Below are 20,628 nucleotides of genomic sequence, written 5' to 3'. Positions count from 1 at the left end.
CCGTTGCCGGCGCCATGCGGCAAGCGCTGGCTTGCCCGCGTCGGGAATCAGGCCAGCCAGCGTTTGCGGCGGCGGTAGAACTTGTTGTCTCGGAAACTCTTGCGTTCGCCGCTGGAAATGCCCAGGTAGAACTCCTTTACGTCCTCGTTCTGCGCCAGGTCGGCGGCCGCGCCGTCCATCATCACGCGCCCGTTTTCCAGGATGTAGCCGTAGTCGGCGTAGCGCAGCGCGATGTTGGTGTTCTGCTCGGCAAGCAGGAAGCTCACGCGCTCGCGCTGGTTCAGGTCGCGCACGATCTCGAAGATCTCTTCGACGATCTGCGGCGCCAGACCCATCGACGGCTCATCGAGCAGGATCATGTTGGGGTTGGCCATCAGCGCGCGGCCGATCGCGGTCATCTGCTGCTCGCCGCCCGAGGTGTAGCCGGACTGGCTGGTGCGGCGCTGCTTCAGGCGCGGGAAATACTGGTAGACCCGCTCCAGCGCGGCGGTGGTGTCGCCCCGGCTCATGCTGCGCGTATAGGCGCCCGTCAGCAGGTTTTCCTCGATGGTGAGGTGGGCAAAGCAATGCCGGCCTTCCATCACCTGCACGACGCCGCGCTTGACCAATTCGGCGGGCGTCAGGCGTTCGATACGCTGGCCGCGGTACTGGATGTGGCCCTTCGTGACGTCGCCGCGCTCGCCCTTGAGCAGGTTCGAGATCGCGCGCAGCGTCGTGGTCTTGCCGGCGCCGTTTGCGCCCAGCAGCGCCACGATCCTGCCTTCCGGCACCTGCAGGGACACGCCCTTGAGCACCAGGATCACGTGGTTGTAGATCACCTCGATGCCGTTCACATCGAGCAGCACCTGGGGGGCGTCGGCGGCGGCAATATTGGCGTCGTTCATAAACCTTCCTGCGGCGTGGCGGCGGCCGGCCGGAAAGCCGGCCGCCGGTTCATATCAACCTGCGTTGCGCACCCGCGGCGCGGGGCCGCGGGTGCTCCAGAAGCATCACTCGCACTTGCGCGGCGTGATGTTCTTTTCCTTGGCGTACTTGGCCGCCGATTCCTTGACCATCGGGTCCAGGATCGTCTTGTCGGCCTGATACCAGTCGGAAACGACCTTGAACTTGGAACCGTCCCACTGCACGATGCGGGCCCAGTCGTCGCCCTTGTGGTTGGCGCACGAGGTCTTGACCGGACGCATGATCTGGCCAAAGCCCAGCTTGTCGAGCTTTTCCTGGGTCAGGTCCAGGTTCTCGAAGCCCCAGCGCACTTGCTCCGGCGTCAGCGCCTTGCCCTTGCCGTACTTCTCCTGCGCGGCGCGGATCGCTTCCACCTGCAGCATCGAGATCATCATGCCGCGCGTGTGGGCGATGGTGCCCAGCGTGGTCTTGCCGGTCTTGTCCGCGCCCTGGCCCTTGTCGTAGACGTACTTCTTCAGATCGTCATAGACCTTGTCGCTGTCGGCGCCGCTGTTGTGGATGGTGATGGCGTTGTAGCCCTTGGCGACATCGCCCAGGTCCTTCACGTCGCCTTCCGAGCCTGCCCACCAGATCGCGTACATCTTGTCGCGCGGATAGCCGCTGGCCTGCGCTTCGCGGATGGCGGTGGGCGTCATGATGCCCGCGCTCCACAGCAGCACATAGTTCGGACGCGCCTGGCGGATCTGCAGCCAGGTGGACTTCTGCTCCACGCCCGGCGCCGTCACCGGATACAGCAGCAGCTCAAAGCCTTCCTTGGCCGCGCGCTTCTGCAAGAGCGGGATCGGCTCCTTGCCGTACGGCGAGTCGTGGTAGACCAGCGCGATCTTCTTGCCCTTGAGCTTGTCCATGCCGCCTTCTTTCTTGGCGATGTCCTGGATCATCACGTCGGCGGCAGTCCAGTACGTGCCCAGGAGCGGGAAGTTCCACTCGAACACACTGCCGTCCACCGATTGCGACAGGCCGTAGCCCATGGTTTCCACGGGCACCTTGTCGATGATGGCTTTGTCGCTGACCGCGAAGGTGATGCCGGTGGACTGGGTATCGAAGCCCGAGGCGCCCGTCCCCTTGCCCTTCAGGCGCTCGTAGCACTCCACGCCGCGGTCCGTGGCGTAGGCGGTCTCGCATTCTTCGTACGTGATCTTGACGCCGTTCACGCCGCCATCGCGTTCGTTGACGAGCTTCAGGTAATCCAGCTTGCCGTCGGCCCAGGGAATGCCCAGCGGCGCGAACGATCCCGTGCGATACACCAGCAACGGAACGAACTGCTCTTCGGCCGCCATTGCCGGCGTGGCCACGGCGCCTGCGGCGCCGGCTGCGGCCATCAAGGCTGCCGCCAACTTCAGGTTAAGACGCTTCATCTCCATTTACCTCCTGCGTGGTGCTTGGGTCGGTTCAACCCTGGGACACCGGGATTGGCCCGGTCTTGAGCCGGGTATTCGGGGCGGTGGTCCAGCGCGGTCGTGCCGCGTGGGACCCGCGGAAATCAAAACGAAAAAAGATCAGTGGGGGAACGGCCAGATCCGCAGCTTCTCCTTGCCGATGCTCCACAGCCGCGCCAGGCCGTGCGGCTCGGCGATCAGGAAGAACACGATCAGCGCGCCGAACACCATGTGCTCGATGTGCGCGGCGGTGTCCACCGACAGCGGCAGACCCAGCATGTGCGGGATGTTCGCCAGTGCCACGGGCACCAGCACGATGAACGCTGCGCCGAAGAAGCTGCCGATGATCGAGCCCAGCCCGCCGATGATGACCATGAACAGCAGCTGGAACGAACGGCCCAGGTCGAACGCCAGCGGCTCCCAGGAGCCCAGGTGGATATAACCCCACAGCGCGCCGGCCACGCCCACGATGAACGAACTGACCGCGAACGCCGTCAGCTTGGCGTACATGGGCCGGATGCCGATGACCGATGCCGCCACGTCCATGTCGCGGATCGCCATCCACTGGCGGCCGATGGCGCCGCGCACCAGGTTCTTGGCCAGCAAGCTGAAGATGACAACCAGGATCAGCACGAACAGGTACTTCTCCATGGCGCTTTGCACCGGCAGGCCAAAGGCCGTGAGCGGCGGCACCGACACGCTGCCCGAGGACGAATAGTTGGTGAAGAAGGGGATGCGCAGGAACGCCCAGTCCACGAAGAACTGCGCCGCCAGCGTTGCCACCGCCAGATACAGGCCGCGGATGCGCAAACTGGGGATGCCGAAGATCACGCCGACGATGGTGGCAAAGCAGCCGCCCAACAGGATTTGCACCACGAGCGGCATGCCGGGAAAGCGCACGCCGAAGTTCCAGGCCGCATACGCACCCACCGCCATGAAAGCGCCCGTGCCCAGCGAGATCTGTCCGCAGTACCCGACCAGGATGTTCAAGCCCACGGCGGCCAGCGCCAGGATCAGGAACGGAATCAGGATGGCGCGCAGCAGGTAGTCGCTGGCCATGGCCGGAACGACGATGAACGCCACCGCCATCAGCAGCCAGATGAAGACGCGGTCCTGGCGGATCGGGAAGATCTGCTGGTCAGCGCGATAGCTGGTCTTGAATTGGCCGTTTTCGCGATAGAACATTTTTTATCCTCGGTGACGCAGGCTTAGACGCGGTCGATGATCTTCTCGCCGAACAGCCCTTGCGGACGGAACAGCAGGAACACCAGCGCCAGCACGTAGGCGAACCAGATTTCGATGCCGCCTCCCACCAGCGACCCCAGATAGACCTCGGACAGCTTTTCCCCCACGCCGATGATGAGGCCGCCCAGAATGGCGCCAGGCACCGACGTCAAACCCCCCAGGATCACCACCGGCAGCGCGCGCAGCGCGGCGGTGGACAGCGTGAACTGCACGCCGAACTTCGATCCCCAGATGATCCCCGCCACCAGCGCCACCAGCCCGGCCACGCTCCACACGATCACCCAGATGCGGTTCAGCGGAATGCCGATCGACTGCGCGGCCTGGTGGTCGTCGGCCACGGCACGCAGCGCGCGGCCCGTCGAGGTGTATTGGAAGAACAGCGCCAGCGTCGCCACCAGCAGCGCGGCGATGACCGCCGCGGTCAGGTCTTCAAGGTTGATGAGCAGCCCCCCCTCGAACACCGAGTCCAGGATCATCAGCGGATCCTTGGGCATGCCGACGTTGATGGAGTACACCGAGCTGCCGAACGTGATCTGGCCGAGGCCGTCCAGGAAATAGCTGATGCCCAGCGTGGCCATCAACAGCGTCGTCGCTTCCTGGTTGACCAGGTGGCGCAGCACGAAGCGTTCGATCGCGACCGCCAGCAGGAACATCACGATCGCGCTGACAATGAACGCCAGCACGTTGGCCAGGATCATGTTGTCAAAGCCCAGCCAGCGCGGCAGCCATTCCGAGAAGCGCGCCATAGACAGCGCCGCCACCAGCACCATCGCGCCCTGCGCGAAGTTGAAGACGCCCGACGCCTTGAAGATCAGCACGAAGCCCAGGCCGATCAGCGCGTACAACATGCCGCTCATCAAGCCGCCGAATAAGGTCTCTAGAAAAAATCCCATGTCTTTCCGCCTTGGTTGTCCGGCTTAGTGCGACACGCCGAGATAGGCGCGGATGACGTCTTCATTCGCCCGAACTTCGTCGGGTTTGCCGTCGCCGATCTTCTTGCCGTAGTCCAGCACCACGACGCGATCCGAGATGTCCATGACCACGCCCATGTCGTGCTCGATCAGCACGATGGTCGTGCCGAACTCATCGTTCACATCCAGGATGAAGCGGCTCATGTCCTGCTTTTCCTCGATGTTCATCCCGGCCATCGGCTCGTCCAGCAGCAGCAGGCGCGGCTCCATCGCCAGCGCGCGACCCAGGTCGACGCGCTTTTGCAGCCCGTAGGGCAGGCGGCCCACCGGCGTCTTGCGATAGGCCTGGATTTCCAGGAAGTCGATGATGTTCTCGACAAACTCGCGGTGCTGCATCTCTTCGCGCTCGGCCGGCCCCAGGCGGAACGCCTGCGCCAGCAGGCCGCTCTTCATGCGCAGGTTGCGGCCGGTCATGATGTTGTCCAGCACGCTCATGCCCTTGAACAGAGCCAGGTTCTGGAACGTGCGCGCGATGCCCATTTCAGCGGCGCGGCGCGGGTTCATGCGCGAAAACCGCTCGCCGCGAAAGGCGATGCCGCCTTGCTGCGGCGTGTACACGCCGTTGATGACGTTGAGCATGGAGCTCTTGCCCGCGCCGTTGGGCCCGATGATGGCGCGGATCTCGTGCTCGCGCACGTTGAAGGAAATATCGGTCAGCGCCTTCACGCCGCCGAAAGACAGGGAGATGTTCTGCATGTCCAGCATGACATCGCCGATACGCTGGTCGCGGTCGTTAGTGCTCATGTTCTTTACGCGGCTCGGGCGGTGATGGCGGGAAACGTCTTGACCGGATGGATCCGCAGATCCGCCGAAATCTTGCCGGTGCGTCCGTCTTCGAATTTCACTTCGGTCTCGATGAACTGCGACTGCTTGCCGCCAAAGAGCGCGTCGATCAGCACGCCGTACTTCTGCGCGATGAAGGCGCGGCGCACCTTGCGCGTGCGGGTCAGCTCGTCGTCGTCCGGGTCCAGTTCCTTGTGCAGGATCAGGAAACGGCTGACCTGCGACGCCGCCAGCTTGGGATCGGTCGCGAGATCCGCGTTGACCTGCTCCACGCACTCGGCGATCAGCTGGTAGACCTCGTCCTTGCCCGCCAGGTCGGTGTAGCCGGCATAGGGCAGGCCACGGCGTTCAGCCCAGTTGCCCACGGCTTCCAGGTCGATGTTGATGAACGCGCACACGTCTTCGCGGTTGGCGCCGAACGCCACCGCTTCCTTGATGTGCTGGAAGAACTTGAGCTTGTTCTCGATGTACTTGGGCGCAAACAGGCTGCCGTTGGCCAGCTTGCCCACGTCCTTGGCGCGATCGATGATCTTGAGCTGCCCGTCGGTATCCAGATAGCCGGCGTCGCCCGTGTGGAACCAGCCGTCGGCGCTGCGCGCCTCGGCCGTGGCGTCGGGATTGCGGTAGTACTCCTTGAAGAGCCCCGGGCTCTTGACCAGGATCTCGCCGTTGTCGGCCACGCGAATCTCCACGCCCGCCACCGGCGGTCCGACGGTGTCGTCGCGAACCTGGCCATCGGGCTGCACGCAGACGAACACCGAGGTTTCGGTGGAGCCGTACAGCTGCTTCAGGTTGATGCCGATGGAGCGGTAGAACACAAAGAGGTCCGGACCGATGGCTTCGCCGGCCGTGTACGCCACGCGCACGCGGCTCATGCCCAGCGCGTTGCGCAGCGGACCGTAGATCAGCACGTTGCCCACCGCGTAGCGCATGCGGTCCCAGGCGTTGACGGATTTACCGTCCAGGATCTTCGTGCCAACGCGGCGCGCCAGCTTCATGCAGGCCGCGAACAGCTTGCGCTTGAGATAGCCCGCGTCCTCCATGCGGATCATCACATGCGTCAGCAAGCCTTCCAGCACGCGCGGCGGCGCGAAGTAATAGGTGGGGCCGATGTCGCGCATGTCGATGGACACAGTGTCGGGCGACTCGGGATGATTCACCGTAAAGCCCGTGACCAGCAACTGCGTGTACGAGAACATGTTCTGGCCGATCCAGGCGGGCGGCAGGTACGCCAGCACGTCTTCCTGGTCGGTCAGCTTTTCCATTTCCGACACGGCGCGCGCGCGGTCGATGAGCGCATGGTGCGTCAGCACCACGCCCTTCGGCTTGCCCGTCGTGCCGGACGTATAGAACATGGCCGCGGGGTCATGCGGCTGCACGGCAGCGACGGCGCGCGCGTAGAAGTCGGGATGCTTGGCGGCATATTCGCTGCCCAGCGCTTCCAGTTGCTCATACGACAGCAGCATGGGATCGGCGTAATGGCGCAGGCCGCGCGGGTCGTCGAACACGACATGCTTGAGCGCAGGGCACTGTTCGCGCACTTCGATCATCTTGTCGACCTGTTCCTGGTCCTCGACGATCGCAACGCTGATCTCCGCATCCTGCAACACGTAAACCATTTCCTGCGCGACCGCGTCCTGATAGAGCGGAACCGGAATGGCGCCGAGCGATTGCGCGGCCATCATGGCCATATAGAGACGCGGGCGGTTTTCACCGATGACGGCGACGTGCATGCCGGGCTGAATGCCGAGCGATGCAAGACCCTGCGCGACGTGACGGACATGCTCCGCCACTTCGGACCAGGTCAGGGTTTGCCAGATCCCCAGGTCTTTCTCTCGTATCGCGGGCCGCGACCCACGAACGTTGGCATGCGCGAGCAGCAGCGCCGGAAAGGTGTCCGGCGCCGCCGGCACCTGTGCAGATGCGGGCGATGAATGTGCCACGTTGTCTCCTCCGGTTTGGGCGCATCGCGCGCAGTGCCTGCAATGGAAGCGGCGGTTGCGGCGGTGTGCTTGACCAGTTGGTTTTAGATTTACGGCAGGAGTTAAGGTATAAGGTTGGGTTGCTACCAACTGTCACCATCGCGACATTCAAGGACCTTTTAGGGTATTCCCGATGCAGCTATCCGACTCCCTGCAACTCGCCGCCGCCTGGTTCCGCGTGCTCAACGCCGAACAGCAAGCGCGCGTGGAGCGGGACCTTTCCGTGCAGCAGGTCGTTGCCGGATCGATCATAGAGCGCAAAGGCGAACTCGCCCAGGCTTGGATCGGCGTGCTGGCGGGACTGGTGAAGGTGTCGGTGGGCAATTCGGAAGGCAAGGTCGCATCGCTGACGGGCGTGCCCGCCGGGGGCTGGATCGGCGAGGGCTCGCTGCTGAAACGCGAGGTCCGCAAGTACGACATCGTGGCGCTGCGCGATTCGGTGGTGGCGCGCCTGCCGGGCACGACGTTCGACTGGTTGCTGGATACCAGTATTCCGTTCAACCGGTACCTGCTGCATCAATTGAACGAGCGCGTGGCGCAGTTCATCGGCAAGGCGGAGTACGACCGTCTGCTCGATCCCGATGCGCGCGTGGCCCGCTGTCTGGCCGAGCTCTTCAACCCTTTGCTGTATCCGGGCATGGGGATGCGACTGACGATTACACAGGAAGAAGTCGGCTATCTGGCCCGGGTGTCACGCCAGCGTGCGAACCAGGCGCTGCGCAAGCTGGAGGAGGCGGGGCTGCTGAACGTGGAATACGGGGCGGTTCGGGTGCTGGACCTGGACGGGCTGAAGCAATACGGCTCGGACCGCGGCGCGGTGGAAGCGGAGCAGGCGGCGTAATCGTCATCAGGACTTAAAAAAAGTGTTGACGATAAATCGCGCGCTATTTAATATCGCACCATGAAATCCAGAAACAAGACCAAAGCCGCTTTCAACCCGCTGCTGCTGGACAGCCAGTTGTGCTTCGCCTTGTACTCGACCTCGCTGGCGATGAACAAGGTGTACCGCAAGCTGCTGAGCGAGCTGGACCTGACCTACCCGCAATACCTGGTGATGCTGGTGCTGTGGGAAGGCGACGAAATTACGGTGACGGATATCGGCAGCCGCCTGTTTCTGGATTCGGCCACGCTGACGCCGCTGCTCAAGCGCCTGGAGGCCGCGGGACTGGTGACGCGCAAGCGCGCGGTGAGCGACGAGCGCCAGGTGATCGTGGGTTTGACGAAACAGGGCCGCGATCTGCGCGAAAAGGCCGAAGCGGTGCCGCACGCGGTGGGCGCGGCAGCGCAGTGTTCGCTGGACGAAGCGCAGGGCATGACGAAGATGCTGCACGCGCTGCGGGAGAAGCTGGCCGGAAGTCTTTGAGGTTGTGGGTGATGACTGTCATCATCCGGTTTTATAAATAGCGCACGATATTGTTGTTCACGATTTAAACTCTTAAGCAAGTCGCAAGTTCATCGTTGACCGCCAACCCGGGAAGGGTCCCGCAAGGCAAGCAGTACAAACTTTCATTCAAAGGAACCACACCATGTCGATCGAAAAAGTCCTCTACCGCGCCAACGCCACCGCCACCGGAGGCCGTGAAGGCCGTGGCGTCAGCGACGACGGCAACCTTGACGTCAAGCTGACCACCCCCCGCGAACTGGGCGGCGCCGGCGCAGCAGGCACGAACCCGGAACAACTGTTCGCCGTCGGCTACTCGGCTTGCTTCCTGGGCGCGATGAAGTTCGTCGCCAACCGCGACAAGATCGCGATCCCGGCGGACGTGTCGGTAAACGGCATCGTCGGCATCGGCGCGATTCCGACGGGTTTTGGCATCGAAGCAGAACTGAAGATTTCGCTGCCGGGCTTGGACCGCGCAGAAGCCGAAAAGCTGGTCGCGGCCGCACACATCGTGTGCCCGTACTCGAACGCAACGCGCGGCAACATTGATGTGACGTTGACGATCATCTGAGGGTGACGTCGCATTGATCAATGTGACGTGAGAGTGGGCCTCGCAGGTGAAGACTGATTTGGTCGGATGCCTGCGAGGCCCATTTCCTTTTGCCGCGCCACGAAGCTCTTCGTAGGTCGCCCGGCGCCGCGGTCACCGTGGGCACGATCGCCCACGATTGCGGTCCGGAGCCTTCGCTCCGGACTGCCCCTTCGTCATCTTCGTCCAGGCCTTCGGCCTTCCCTTCAGATTCCCTCGGGCGCATCGACGGCGCTCGCGCCCACGGTGACCGCGACGCCGTGCTACGAGGGTCTTTGGTATGCGGCGCTTCAAGACCTGTGTTCAGGGCAGGAGATCTGCGGGGCCGCCGAATTGCTGCCGCCCGGGCGGCGGCAATCGGCATCGGAGCTGTGGGTCGTCGGTGCGGTGTGCGCTTGCGCGCGTGCGGAGAGCGGCTTGCGAATGGTGCTCGTCAGTGTCAGACACTCGACGTTGCCATAGGCAAGAACCCGACCACACCGCAGCCACACGCGAAGCGTCATCGCCCCGACGCAAGACGCCGCGTAAGCCCCCGAAGGCCGCCCGCGCGGCCGCCGCGGGCGGGCCCTGCAAGATCTTTCTCTCTCCCCCCACCGTGGGCAAGAACCTAAAGAACTCGACTCGGCCCGCCGCCGGTAAAGCTGAAACCACACGAGCCCGTCGCAGCGGGGGCCTGGGTGCGCGGGGCGTGTAGATGCGCCCGACGGAATCCGAAGGCAGCCGCCGTAGGCGGCAACGAGGATGAGGACGGGGCAGTCCGGAGCGAAGGCTCCGGACCGCAATCGTAGCCCCGCGCACCCAGGCCCCCGCTGCGGCGGGCGTCTCAAGAACCCGCCTCACCGCCAGCCGACCAATCGTCACCCTCAATGCCCCCCACCCAAATAAGCCGCCACCACAGCCGGATCATGCTTCAACTTCTCCGCACTCCCATGCACAGAAATCCGCCCGTTTTCCAGCACATACCCATAATCCGCAACGTTTAACGCCGCCGCCGCAAACTGCTCCACCAGCAGCATCGTCACGCCTTCTTCCTTGAGCCGCGCAATGATCCGGAACACCTCTTCAACCAGAATCGGCGCCAGTCCCATCGAAGGCTCGTCCAGCAGCACCAATTCCGGATTCAGCATCACCGCGCGCGCCATCGCCAGCATCTGTTGCTCACCGCCCGACAGCGTCCCAGCCAGCTGATCCCGCCGTTCCTTCAACCGCGGGAACAGATCCATCGCTCGCCCCAGATCAGCTTGAACGTCACCCTTAGGCCGGCTACCCGTCAGACGCGGAAACGCACCCAGCAGCAGATTGTCGGTCACTGACAGCGTCGGAAACACCCGGCGCCCCTCCGGTGAATGCGCCAGTCCCAGCCGCGCGATGCGATGTGACTCCATCCCATCAATCCGCTTGCTACCCAGCGTGATCTCCCCCGCAGTCGGCCGGATCATCCCCGACAGCGCCCGCATCGTCGTCGTCTTCCCAGCCCCGTTCGAGCCGATCAGCGTCACCACCTTGGCTTTCGGCACTTCCATGCTGATGCCGTGCAGCACCTTCACCTTCCCGTAGCCTGCTTCCAGATTCTTGATCGATAGCATCTTCTTGTCCCCTTGGCGTCAGGCGGGCGCGCCGCCCAGATACGCCTCGATCACCTTGGCGTTGCTTTGCACTTCGTTAGGCAGGCCCTCGGCGATCTTCTGGCCGAAGTCCAGCACCGACACCGTGTCGCACACCCCCATCACCACGTCCATGTGGTGTTCGATGAGGATCAGCGTGATGCCGTGGTCGCGCACCTTGCGGATGATCGCCAGCAGCTCCACGATGTCAGGCGCCGTCAGGCCTGCCGCCGGTTCGTCCAGCAGCAGCAGTTGCGGATCCAGCGCCAGTGCGCGGGCGATCTCCAGGAGGCGCTGCTTGCCGTAGGGCAGGTTGCGCGCCTCTTCGCTGGCCAGCGATTCCAGGCCGACGAACTCCAGCAGCGCCATGGCCCGTGCCCGTGCGCCCTGTTCCTCGGTCTTCCACTTGGGCGTGCGCAGCGCGATGCCCGCCAGACCCGTCGTGAAGGTGTGATGCAGGCCCACTAGCACGTTCTCCAGCGCGGTCATTTCGCCGAAGAGTTGCACGTTCTGGAACGTGCGCGCGATGCCGGCTTCGGCGATGTCCGCGGGCGGAAGGCCGACGAGCGACTTGCCCCCGAACTCCACCGCGCCGGCCGTGGGCACGTAGATGCCGGTCAGCACGTTCATCATCGTGCTCTTGCCGGAACCGTTGGGTCCGATGAGCCCGTGGATGGTGCCGCGCTTGACGGTCAGGTCCACCTCGTTTAGGGCTTTCAGGCCGCCGAACTGCATCAGCACATTCTTGGCCGCCAGCAGGGTCTCGCCCTTGCCCGCGACGGCGTCCGGCACCGCATCCTGTTCCTTCACCAGGTCCTTCTTCACCGCCAGCGCCGCGCGCCGCGTCGAGAAGAACAGGTTGCGAACGAAGCCCACGATGCCGTCGGGCAGGTAGTACACGACGAACAGGATCATCGCGCCGAAAATGGTCAGGCGCCAATCGGTGACGGCGTCCAGCCAGTACGAGAAGATGGCCAGCACGATCGTGCCGATTACCGGCACCGCGACCTTGCGCGGCTCGGTGCGGCCCTTGGAGATGGCCACGACGCTGCCCACCGTCACCAGGATCGCCACCGCTAGCGCGATCAGGCGGAAGGTGCCGATGTCGTCCAGCATCTTGGGCAGCAGCACGATGATCGAGGCGCCCAGCAGCGCGCCGGTGCGGCTCTTGCGGCCGCCCATGATGATGGCCAGCAGGAACAGGATCGTCAGTTCGAAGTTGTACGTGTTCGGCGAAATGTACTGTTCCGAATACGAGTACAGCGCGCCCGCCAGGCCGGCAAAGCCGGCGCTGATGACGAAGGCGATCACCTTGTGCCGGTACACCGACACGCCCATGCAATCGGATGCGATCGGGCTGTCGCGCAAGGCTTCGAACGAGCGGCCCAGGTGCGACTTCAAGATCCGGTGCACCACGATCAGCGAGATCACCAGCAGCGCGGCGACCAGCCAGAAGTACTCGGCCTTGGTCAGCACGTGGCCGGCGATGGACGGCTTGGTGACCTTGATGCCCAGCGGGCCTTCGGTCAGGAAGGTCATCTCGTTGATCAGAATCTGGATGATCGTGCCGAAGGCCAGCGTCACCATCGCCAGATAGGGGCCGGTGACGCGCAGCGCCGGCAGCGCCAGCACTGCGCCAAAGGCGGCGGCGATGACGATGGCGGCGGGCAGTGTCAGCCAGATGGGAATCTGCAGGTGAAAGACCAGCACGCCGGCCACGTACGAGCCGATGCCGAACAAGCCGGCGTGGCCCAGCGACACCTGGCCGGTGTAGCCCACCACGATATCGAGCCCGAACAGCAGGATCGAATAGATCATGATGGTTTCAATCAAGTGCAGGTAATACGTGTTGGTCACGCCCAGCGGCACGGCGGCCAGGCAGGCCACGGCCACGATGGATAGGAGAAGATGCAGGGGTTTCATCGCTTACACCTTCTTGATCGCGGTCTTGCCGAACAGGCCGGCGGGCTTGAAGGTCAGAACGAGCAGCAGCAATACCAATCCCGGCACGTCTTTGTATCCCGTTGATAGATAGAAACCGGTGGTCGTTTCGGCGATCCCCAGGATCAGCCCGCCCACCACGACACCCATCCCGCTGGACAGGCCGCCAATGATCGCGACGGCAAATGCCTTCAGGCCCAGCACAGCGCCCATCGTGGCGCCGGTCAGCGTCAGCGGCGCGACCAGCACGCCGGCAAACGCCGCGGTCAGCGACGACAGTGCGTACGAGAACGTGATGACCATGCCGGTGTTGATGCCCATCAGGCCGGCCGCGTCGCGGTCGTTGGACGTGGCGACGAAGGCTTTGCCGTAGATGGATTTGCGGTTGAAGATTTCCACCAGAATCATCATGCCCAGCGCGCCGAACACCACCAGCAGCTCCATCGGCAGCACGTTGGCGCCCAGCACCTGAATCGGCGCCTCGGGCAGCGGCGAGGGAAAGCGCAGGTCGTCGCGGCCCCAGATGTTTTCGGCCACGTTCTTGAAGATGATGCCCAGCGCAATGGTGGCCATGATCCAGCCGAATTCCGATCGCGTCTTGATGGCGGGCCGTACGCCCACGCGTTCGACCAGCGCGCCCTGCGCGAAGCCGAAGATGCAGACGATGGGAATCATGACCCAGTAGTTCACGCCCAGTCCGACGAGCGTGAGGCCGACGAGCGCACCCAGCATCAGGGCTTCGCCCTGGCCGAAGTTCAAGGTGCCCGATGTGGCGAAGGTGAGCTGGTAGCCGAACGCAATGACCGCATAGATCATGCCTAGCGCGATACCGCTATAGATGAGCTGTAGAAGAATCATGGTGTGTGTCTTGAGGCGCTGTGTTCCGTCCCAACCCCCTTGGGCAGAACGCTGTTTTCAGGCGGCTGCATGCCCCGCGCCCGAAGCTTCAGGCGCGGGTGGCGGCGGCCGGGCAGCCGCCGCCTTCCTGCTTGTCGGGATTTAGTTGGCCTTGATGACCCGGCCGCCCTTGACCTCGCCGATGACCACTTCCTTCGCGGTGATCGCGTCGTGGTTGTCGTGCGAGAAGGGCTTGTTGTAGGTCATCACCACGCCCTCGACCGGGGTCTGCAGGTTTTCCAGTGCTTCGCGCACCTTGGGACCGTCGGTCGAGTTCGCCTGCTTGATGGCCGCGGCCAAGAGGAAGATGGAGTCATAGCCCTGCGCCGCCGACACCGGCGAATCGATGCGGTTGTTCTTGGGCTTGAACTTGGCCAGGTAGGCGTCGATGAACGCCTTGCGCTTGGGCGTGTCCGGGTCCTGGATGAAGGTCTGCGGCATGCGCGCGCCTTCACCGTTGGCGCCGGAGTTGTCGATGTAGTTGGCCATGGACAGCGTCCAGCTGCCGATGATCGGCACCTTCCAGCCCAGCTTGGTCATGCCGTTGGCGACCTGGGCCAGCTCCGGGCCGATACCGTAGGTCAGCACGGCTTCGGCCCCCGCGGCCTTGGCCTTGAGCAGCTGGGCCGTCATGTCGACGTCCTTGATGTTGAACTTCTCGACGGCGACCGGCTTGATGCCCTTGGCGTCCAGGGCCTTTTCCAGGTCCTCGCGGCCGAGCTGGCCGTAGTTGGTGGAGTCGGCCAGGATCGCGACCTTCTTGAAGCCGCGGCGCGTGATCGCTTCTTCCACGATCATCGGGGCCTGGATGCTGTCGTGGGCCGCATTGCGGAACACGTAGTTGTCGGGGTATTCAGGCGCCTTGAACTGATGCGTGATCACGCTGCCGGTGGCCACGTTGTTGAACACCGGGATCTTGGCGTCCTGGTAGAAACGTTGGGAGGCCAATGCGACGCCGGTGTTGATGTAGCCGACGGTGGCGGTCACCTGTTCCTTGTTGATCAGTTCCTGCGCGATCTGTACGCCGCGCTCGTTCTTGGCTTCGTCATCGCGTTCGACCGCGACGAGCTGACGGCCCATCACGCCGCCGTTCTTGTTGATCTCTTCAATGGCAAGGCGAACGCCGTCGCGCATGCTGACGCCCATGGAGGACGATCCGCCCGTGTAGGGGCCGGCCACGCCGATCTTGATGGGGTCGGCGGCGTGGGACGCGGCCGATACGGCAAATGCAAGGGTTCCTGCAAGCAGCTTCAAACGAAAATCCATGGATGTCTCCGTTGTAATTGGGTGAACTGCGTGGAAAGCCGTGTGCCGGCGCCAATCGGCGGATGGTGTTTTGTTGGCGCGCTCCTTTGTTGCGTGTCGTGACTGTCTGCTTAATCGCTTACGCGAATCTGACCCGGCGGTGCTTTTCCGCGTAAATACCTAGTGCGGATGCAAGGTTCCTTTCAGCTTGCTGAATGCTGTGAGTGGAATGGGCGGTGAGATGGGCGTGCGTCGGTGTTGCGTTCGCAATGCGTCCGCTTCCGCTTGTCCACACAGCGTGTCTCCGGGACGTGCGCAGTCACGCTGGCCGCATCCTAGCGATCAGGGTGCGGCGTCGTGCGGAAATTCATTCCGCAGATAACTGGAAATTTATTCCTGACCGGCCTGCGGCCCGCATGGCCATTGGGCTGCGCGTTTGCAGACCTCGGCGAGCCATAGGGAAAACGCCTGGGCCGCGCCGCCCGGTGTGCGTGTGGCTTCGGTGCACAGGTAGTACTGCGACTCGCCAGGGATCTCCACATCCAGCACGCGAACGAGCTTGCCTTCGTCCAGCCACTCGGCGGCCAGCGATCGGCGAGTCAGCGCCACGCCCTGGCCGGCGCGCGCCGCGGCGAGCATCATGCCCAGGTCTACCAGCCACACGCCGCGCGACGGCTCGGGCCAGTCCAGGCCCGCCGCCGCCAGCCACGGACGCCAGGGTTCCATCGGGCAACGCAACAGGTCGGTGCGCGCCAGATCGGCGGGCCGCTTGAACGGGCCGCGCGCCGCTTGATAACTCGGTGCGCACACCGCGAACACCGGATCGTGCGTGAGCGGATGCGCATGAAGGCCGGGATATTTGCCGCTGCCAAAGCGGATCCAGACGTCGGCGTTGGGCGGCATGATGTCCAGGTAAGGAATGGACAGCATGATTTCAAGTTCGACGCCGGAGTTTGCCGCGGTGAAGCCGGGCAGGGCAGGAATCAGCACCTGCCGGGCGAATGTCGGCGTGGACACGACGCGCAGCGTTTCCAGCTTGGGTTCGTTGCGCTTGTGCAGCGAGGCGTCGGACAGCAGATCGAGCGCCGTACGCACCTGTTCCAGGTACTCGTGTCCGGCCGCGCTCAGCGTCGCACCGCGGCTGCTTCGAATGAACAGCGTGACGTCCAGCAGGGTTTCCAGCGAGGCGATGCGCTTGCCGATGGCGCTGGCGGTGACGAAGAGTTCTTCGCTCGCACGCTCGAAGGAACCCAGCCGCGCGGCCGCTTCGAACGCCTGGATGGCGGCAAGCGGCGGCAGGCGCACGTCTTTGGAAGGCGAAGGTCCACGCATGGCGCGTTGGCGGGCCGGCCCGGCGCCCGACAGAAAGTGGTGAGGCGCCGATTATAAAAGTGCCGGCGCGGGCACGCCGTGCCCGTACTGGCGCAGCACCTGGGCAATCTCCACCCGGTATCCGTCCAGCCATTGTGACTGCGCGGCCTTGGCCTGCTGATGCGCCGGATGCCGGATCAGCGCGTCCAACGCTTCAAGCGATTGCCAGTAATAGACATTGGCGAACAACCCGCGCGTGGTGTCTTCCCAGGATTCTTCCCCCAGGTAGCCCGGCATCGCGCGCGCCGCCTCTGCGATGCGCTGGTCGAGGCGGTGGAATGCGTCGTCGAACTGCTTTATGGCGAAGATGAACGTGGAGGTGTACATGGCGAGGCTCAGACGCCCTTCAGCGCCAGGCTGATCGCCAAACCAGCCATGACCACGGCGATGATGCCGTCCAGCGCGCGCCAGGCCGACGCGCTGGCAAAGAAGGGTGCAAAGAGCCGCGATCCGATGCCCAGTACCGCCAGCCACAGCAGGCTGGCGGTGAAAGCGCCGGCGGCGAAGGCCATGCGGGCGTCTTCGAAGCCGTGCGCCAGTGAGCCGACCACCACCATGTCCAGCCAGAAGTGCGGGTTCAGCAGCGAGAAACCCAGCGCGCCCAGCATGGCGGCGCGGCGCGACGGCACCACGTCGCGGGCGGCGGCCAGCCCCCCCGTGGCGGTCCAGGCGCGGCGCGCGGATTGCGCGGCGTACCAGGTCAGGAACGCCACGCCGAACCACAGCACGGCGGTCGTCAGCCAGGGGAACCACGCGGTCAGCGCCTGCAGGCCGGACACGCTGGCAAAGATGAAGACCGCGTCGATCAGCGCGCAGATGGCAACGACGCTCAGCAGATGCGCGCGCATGAGGCCCTGGCGCAGGATGAACGCGCTTTGCGCGCCCACGACGGCAAAGAGGCCCAGGCCCGTGGCCGTGCCGCTGGCCCAGGCGGTAAGGAAGGCGGGGGATGACAAGGTGGCAAACATGGAAAAAAGACCTGTGACTGCAACGCCTGTAGCGGCGCTTTGATGGGTGGCCGAATGCTGAGAGCGATCGGCAATGCGCCATTTTCCCTTGCCATGTATATGAAATACAGCTAATTTTCCTTCACTATATTAAGTATTTCTAATCTCATGAAAATCGATCACGGCAACCTGCGCGCCCTGGCCGCGGTGGTGCGCGAAGGGAGTTTCGAGCGCGCGGCGCTGTCGCTCAGCGTCACGCCGTCGGCGGTGTCGCAGCGGATCAAGGCGCTGGAAGACCGGATGGGCCGACTGCTGGTCCAACGCACGGTGCCGGCCGCCGCCACGGCAGACGGACAGGTGCTGGTGCAACTGGCCGAGCAGACCGCCTTGCTGGAGCACGACGCGCTGAACCGGCTGGGCGTCGCCGACGACGACGTGCCCCACGCCAGCATCCCCATCGCGGTCAACCACGACAGCCTGGAAACCTGGTTCGTCGACGCCGCCCTGCAATTCGCGGCGCGCACCCGCGCCACGCTGGACATGCTGTCCGAAGACCAGGATCACACGGCGGCGCTGCTGCGCAACGGCTCCGTGCTGGGCGCCGTGACCACGCTGGCCGATCCGGTGCAGGGCTGCCGCATCCACGCGCTGGGCAGCATGCGCTATGTGGCCACGTGCACGCCGGACTTCCACAAGCGCTACTTCGCCTCGGGCGTCAACGCGCAGACGCTGGCTCAGGCGCCCGTTCTGGTCTTCAACCGCAAGGACGCGCTGCAGGCGCGCTTTGCGCACAAGATCGCCGACCCCGCGCCGTGGGAGCCGCCGGTCTGGTGGGTGCCGTCCACGCGCGCCTTCGTGCAGGCCACGCTGGGCGGACTGGGCTGGACCATGAACCCGCTGCCACTCGTGCAGGAACATCTTGATGCCGGTCAACTCGTTCTGCTGCGCGGCCGGGCGTGGGAGGACGTGCCGCTCTACTGGCAGCATTGGCGGGTAAACTCCGAGGCCATGGAAGCCTTGACCGACTCGGTGCTGTCAGCCGCCCGCAGCCTGGTCAGGCGCCGCTAACGTCTCAGGAGGACACCCATGAACATCCGCAAGTTTGCCGTTGTTGCCGCGATCGGCCTGTGCACCGCCGGTTCGGCGTGGGCCAAGGACTACAAGGTCGGCCAGGTCGAAGTCGACGATCTCTGGGTCCGCGCCTCGGCGCCCGGACAGGCCAACGGTGCGGGGTACATGGATATCGACAACGATGCCAAGGCGCCGGACCGTCTGCTGTCGGTCTCGTCGGATGCCGCCGAACGCGTCGAACTGCACACCGTGCAGACCGAAAACGGCGTCTCCAAGATGCGTCAGGTCGAAGGCGGCATCGCGCTGCCCGCCGACACCGAGGTCAAGCTCAGCCCGGGCGGCTATCACGTCATGTTCATCAAGCTGAAGGCGCCGTTCAAGGATGGCGCCACCGTGCCCGCCACGCTCAAGTTTGAAAAGGCAGGCGAAGTGGCGGTGGAATTCAAGGTCAAGCCGGCTTCGCATAATCCCGGCATGAGCCACGATCACGGCGCGATGAAGCACTGATCTTTGCGCCACCCCGCCAGGCTGCGCGCTTTTTTAGCGGCGCAGGCGCGGGCGCGGGCCCATCCGCGGCCCGCCATCGCCGCAATGCAAAAGGCCGACTCATCCGAGTCGGCCTTTTGCATGCCGGGCCCGCGCGTTGTCGCGCGCGCTTCAGCGGGCGGCGATCAATACAGCCCTTGCTGACGCATGGCGTCCGCGACCTTGACGAAGCCGGCAATGTTGGCGCCGTCCAGGTAGTTCACGTACTCGCGCTCCGAATGGCCGTGGCGCACGCAGTTTTCGTGGATGTCGCGCATGATGGCATGCAGGCGGGTGTCCACTTCCTCGCGGGTCCACGACAGGCGGGCCGAGTTCTGGGCCATTTCCAGGCCCGACACGGCGACGCCGCCGGCGTTGCTGGCCTTGCCCGGCGCGTACAGCACGCGCGCGGCGATGAAGGCCTTGGCGGCGTCCAGCGTGGCGGGCATGTTGGCGCCTTCGGCAACCGCCAGCACGCCGTTCTTGATCAGCGTCTGGGCGTCCGACAGTTCCAGCTCATTCTGCGTGGCGCAGGGCAGGGCGACGTCGACGGGCACGTGCCACGGGCGCTTGCCGGCTTCGTACTGCAGGCCGAACTGGCGGGCGTAGGTGTCCAGGCGGCCGCGCAGGTCGTTCTTGATGTGCATCAGCGCCACAAGCTTCTCGTGGTTGAATCCGGCTTCGTCGACCACGGTGCCGTTCGAATCCGACACAGTGATGACGCGCGCGCCCAGCGCCATGGCCTTCTCGATGGCGTACTGCGCCACGTTGCCCGAGCCCGACACGGACACGCGCATGCCGTCGAAGGACTTGCCGACGCGCTTGAGCATTTCTTCGGCGAAGTAGACGGTGCCGTAGCCGGTGGCTTCGGGGCGGATCAGGCTGCCGCCGAAGGTCAGGCCCTTGCCGGTGAAGACGCTGGCGGTCGAGTTGGACAGCTTTTTCATCATGCCGGCCATGAAGCCGACTTCACGCGCGCCCACGCCGATATCGCCGGCGGGCACGTCGGTGTCCGGACCCAGGTGGCGATACAACTCGATCATCAGCGCCTGGCAGAAGCGCATGACTTCTGCGTCGGACTTGCCCTTGGGATCGAAGTCGGAACCGCCCTTGCCGCCGCCCATGGGCAGCGTGGTCAGCGAATTCTTCAGGGTCTGTTCGAAGGCGAGGAATTTCAGGATCGACAGGTTCACCGACGGGTGAAAGCGCATGCCGCCCTTGAAGGGGCCGATTGCGGAGCTGTGCTGGATGCGGAAGCCGCGGTTGACCTGGGCGCGGCCCTGATCGTCGGTCCAGCAGATGCGGAACTGGATGACGCGTTCCGGTTCGACCAGGCGTTCCAGCAGAGCGTGCTCGGCGTAGTGGGGATGCTTCTCGACGAAGGGCCACAAGCTGAGCATCACCTCCTGGACGGCTTGCATGAATTCGGGTTGCTGCGGGTCGCGCGCGGCGACGCCACGCAGGAAGTCGTCCAGACTCTGCACTTTCACCATGATCTCCTCGGGGGTGCTTCGAATAGGTGCGGAAATTGCGCCAAATTGGGGCGCGATCAGTTTGTTTTGGTGCATGGCTGCACCTGTATGGTGCGGGGATTGTAGGGGCAAAATGTTGCCCTGCGCAAAGCGAAAAACTGCGCCATCACCTTGATAACAAACGGATTTTTCCAGACGATAAACGGGGACGTATAAAAGCGGAGTGTTGATCGCCCGTGGATGGAAACCGGGCTGATCAAAC

19 protein-coding genes are annotated in these 20,628 nt (G+C 64.2%); 5 read left to right on the top strand and 14 right to left on the bottom strand.

Annotated elements, in window-relative coordinates:
* Positions 1-47: 47 nt before the first annotated feature.
* The 6 genes from AC6CIE_RS23575 to AC6CIE_RS23550 all read right to left on the bottom strand — a co-directional run bounded on the left by AC6CIE_RS23575 (position 48) and on the right by AC6CIE_RS23550 (position 7,284).
* Complete coding sequence (locus AC6CIE_RS23575; RefSeq protein ID WP_175124974.1) at positions 48-884, bottom strand: ABC transporter ATP-binding protein; 837 nt, start codon at positions 882-884, stop codon at positions 48-50.
* 105 nt (positions 885-989) lie between these two features.
* Positions 990-2,327 (bottom strand): ABC transporter substrate-binding protein, encoded by a 1,338-nt coding sequence (locus AC6CIE_RS23570; RefSeq protein WP_108005808.1) that lies wholly within the window; start codon positions 2,325-2,327, stop codon positions 990-992.
* Positions 2,328-2,462: 135 nt separating this feature from the next.
* Complete coding sequence (locus AC6CIE_RS23565; RefSeq protein ID WP_218342582.1) at positions 2,463-3,527, bottom strand: branched-chain amino acid ABC transporter permease; 1,065 nt, start codon at positions 3,525-3,527, stop codon at positions 2,463-2,465.
* A gap of 23 nt (positions 3,528-3,550) precedes the next feature.
* A complete protein-coding gene (locus AC6CIE_RS23560) occupies positions 3,551-4,480 on the bottom strand; it encodes a branched-chain amino acid ABC transporter permease (RefSeq protein ID WP_063955103.1) in 930 nt (309 codons plus the stop codon).
* Positions 4,481-4,504: 24 nt separating this feature from the next.
* Positions 4,505-5,302: an ABC transporter ATP-binding protein gene (locus tag AC6CIE_RS23555; RefSeq protein ID WP_175124976.1), complete on the bottom strand. Its 798-nt coding sequence runs from the start codon at positions 5,300-5,302 to the stop codon at positions 4,505-4,507.
* Between the two features lie 5 nt (positions 5,303-5,307).
* On the bottom strand, positions 5,308-7,284 hold the full coding sequence (locus AC6CIE_RS23550; RefSeq protein WP_498094236.1) for an AMP-dependent synthetase/ligase: 1,977 nt from the start codon (positions 7,282-7,284) through the stop codon (positions 5,308-5,310).
* Positions 7,285-7,456: 172 nt separating this feature from the next.
* On the opposite strand from AC6CIE_RS23550, the gene AC6CIE_RS23545 reads away from it, so the two are divergent.
* The 3 genes from AC6CIE_RS23545 to AC6CIE_RS23535 all read left to right on the top strand — a co-directional run bounded on the left by AC6CIE_RS23545 (position 7,457) and on the right by AC6CIE_RS23535 (position 9,275).
* Positions 7,457-8,164 carry a Crp/Fnr family transcriptional regulator gene (locus AC6CIE_RS23545; protein WP_175124978.1) on the top strand — a complete coding sequence of 236 codons (708 nt, stop codon included), beginning with the start codon at positions 7,457-7,459 and terminating at the stop codon, positions 8,162-8,164.
* Positions 8,165-8,224: 60 nt separating this feature from the next.
* Positions 8,225-8,686, top strand: a complete 462-nt coding sequence (locus tag AC6CIE_RS23540) for a MarR family winged helix-turn-helix transcriptional regulator (protein ID WP_498094234.1) — start codon at positions 8,225-8,227, stop codon at positions 8,684-8,686.
* A gap of 163 nt (positions 8,687-8,849) precedes the next feature.
* Positions 8,850-9,275 carry an organic hydroperoxide resistance protein gene (locus AC6CIE_RS23535; protein WP_191579564.1) on the top strand — a complete coding sequence of 142 codons (426 nt, stop codon included), beginning with the start codon at positions 8,850-8,852 and terminating at the stop codon, positions 9,273-9,275.
* 881 nt (positions 9,276-10,156) lie between these two features.
* On the opposite strand, the gene AC6CIE_RS23530 is transcribed toward AC6CIE_RS23535, so the two are convergent.
* The 7 genes from AC6CIE_RS23530 to AC6CIE_RS23500 all read right to left on the bottom strand — a co-directional run bounded on the left by AC6CIE_RS23530 (position 10,157) and on the right by AC6CIE_RS23500 (position 17,319).
* Positions 10,157-10,879 carry an ABC transporter ATP-binding protein gene (locus AC6CIE_RS23530; protein WP_056560356.1) on the bottom strand — a complete coding sequence of 241 codons (723 nt, stop codon included), beginning with the start codon at positions 10,877-10,879 and terminating at the stop codon, positions 10,157-10,159.
* Positions 10,880-10,897: 18 nt separating this feature from the next.
* Complete coding sequence (locus AC6CIE_RS23525; RefSeq protein WP_175139640.1) at positions 10,898-12,820, bottom strand: branched-chain amino acid ABC transporter ATP-binding protein/permease; 1,923 nt, start codon at positions 12,818-12,820, stop codon at positions 10,898-10,900.
* A 3-nt stretch (positions 12,821-12,823) separates the two neighbouring features.
* Complete coding sequence (locus tag AC6CIE_RS23520) at positions 12,824-13,696, bottom strand: branched-chain amino acid ABC transporter permease (protein ID WP_006216335.1); 873 nt, start codon at positions 13,694-13,696, stop codon at positions 12,824-12,826.
* A gap of 141 nt (positions 13,697-13,837) precedes the next feature.
* Positions 13,838-15,001 (bottom strand): ABC transporter substrate-binding protein, encoded by a 1,164-nt coding sequence (locus tag AC6CIE_RS23515; RefSeq protein ID WP_175124981.1) that lies wholly within the window; start codon positions 14,999-15,001, stop codon positions 13,838-13,840.
* A gap of 369 nt (positions 15,002-15,370) precedes the next feature.
* The gene (locus tag AC6CIE_RS23510; RefSeq protein ID WP_498094231.1) at positions 15,371-16,312 is read right to left on the bottom strand and encodes a LysR substrate-binding domain-containing protein; all 942 of its coding nucleotides are present in this window, start codon (positions 16,310-16,312) and stop codon (positions 15,371-15,373) included.
* Positions 16,313-16,363: 51 nt separating this feature from the next.
* The gene (locus AC6CIE_RS23505; RefSeq protein WP_175124983.1) at positions 16,364-16,678 is read right to left on the bottom strand and encodes an antibiotic biosynthesis monooxygenase family protein; all 315 of its coding nucleotides are present in this window, start codon (positions 16,676-16,678) and stop codon (positions 16,364-16,366) included.
* An 8-nt stretch (positions 16,679-16,686) separates the two neighbouring features.
* Positions 16,687-17,319 (bottom strand): LysE/ArgO family amino acid transporter, encoded by a 633-nt coding sequence (locus tag AC6CIE_RS23500; RefSeq protein ID WP_175124984.1) that lies wholly within the window; start codon positions 17,317-17,319, stop codon positions 16,687-16,689.
* A 147-nt stretch (positions 17,320-17,466) separates the two neighbouring features.
* On the opposite strand from AC6CIE_RS23500, the gene AC6CIE_RS23495 reads away from it, so the two are divergent.
* Complete coding sequence (locus AC6CIE_RS23495; protein ID WP_056560345.1) at positions 17,467-18,366, top strand: LysR family transcriptional regulator ArgP; 900 nt, start codon at positions 17,467-17,469, stop codon at positions 18,364-18,366.
* 18 nt (positions 18,367-18,384) lie between these two features.
* Entirely contained in the window at positions 18,385-18,876 is a 492-nt protein-coding gene (locus AC6CIE_RS23490; protein WP_175124985.1) for a copper chaperone PCu(A)C, read from the top strand.
* 164 nt (positions 18,877-19,040) lie between these two features.
* Here AC6CIE_RS23490 and gdhA read toward each other — a convergent pair whose 3' ends face one another.
* The gene (gdhA, locus tag AC6CIE_RS23485; protein WP_105241110.1) at positions 19,041-20,387 is read right to left on the bottom strand and encodes an NADP-specific glutamate dehydrogenase; all 1,347 of its coding nucleotides are present in this window, start codon (positions 20,385-20,387) and stop codon (positions 19,041-19,043) included.
* Between the last annotated feature and the right edge of the window lie 241 nt (positions 20,388-20,628).

Source organism: Achromobacter sp. GQ309 (assembly GCF_059759315.1).
Note: the sequence above shows the minus strand (reverse complement) of the source record. Positions and strands in the feature narration are given on the sequence as shown.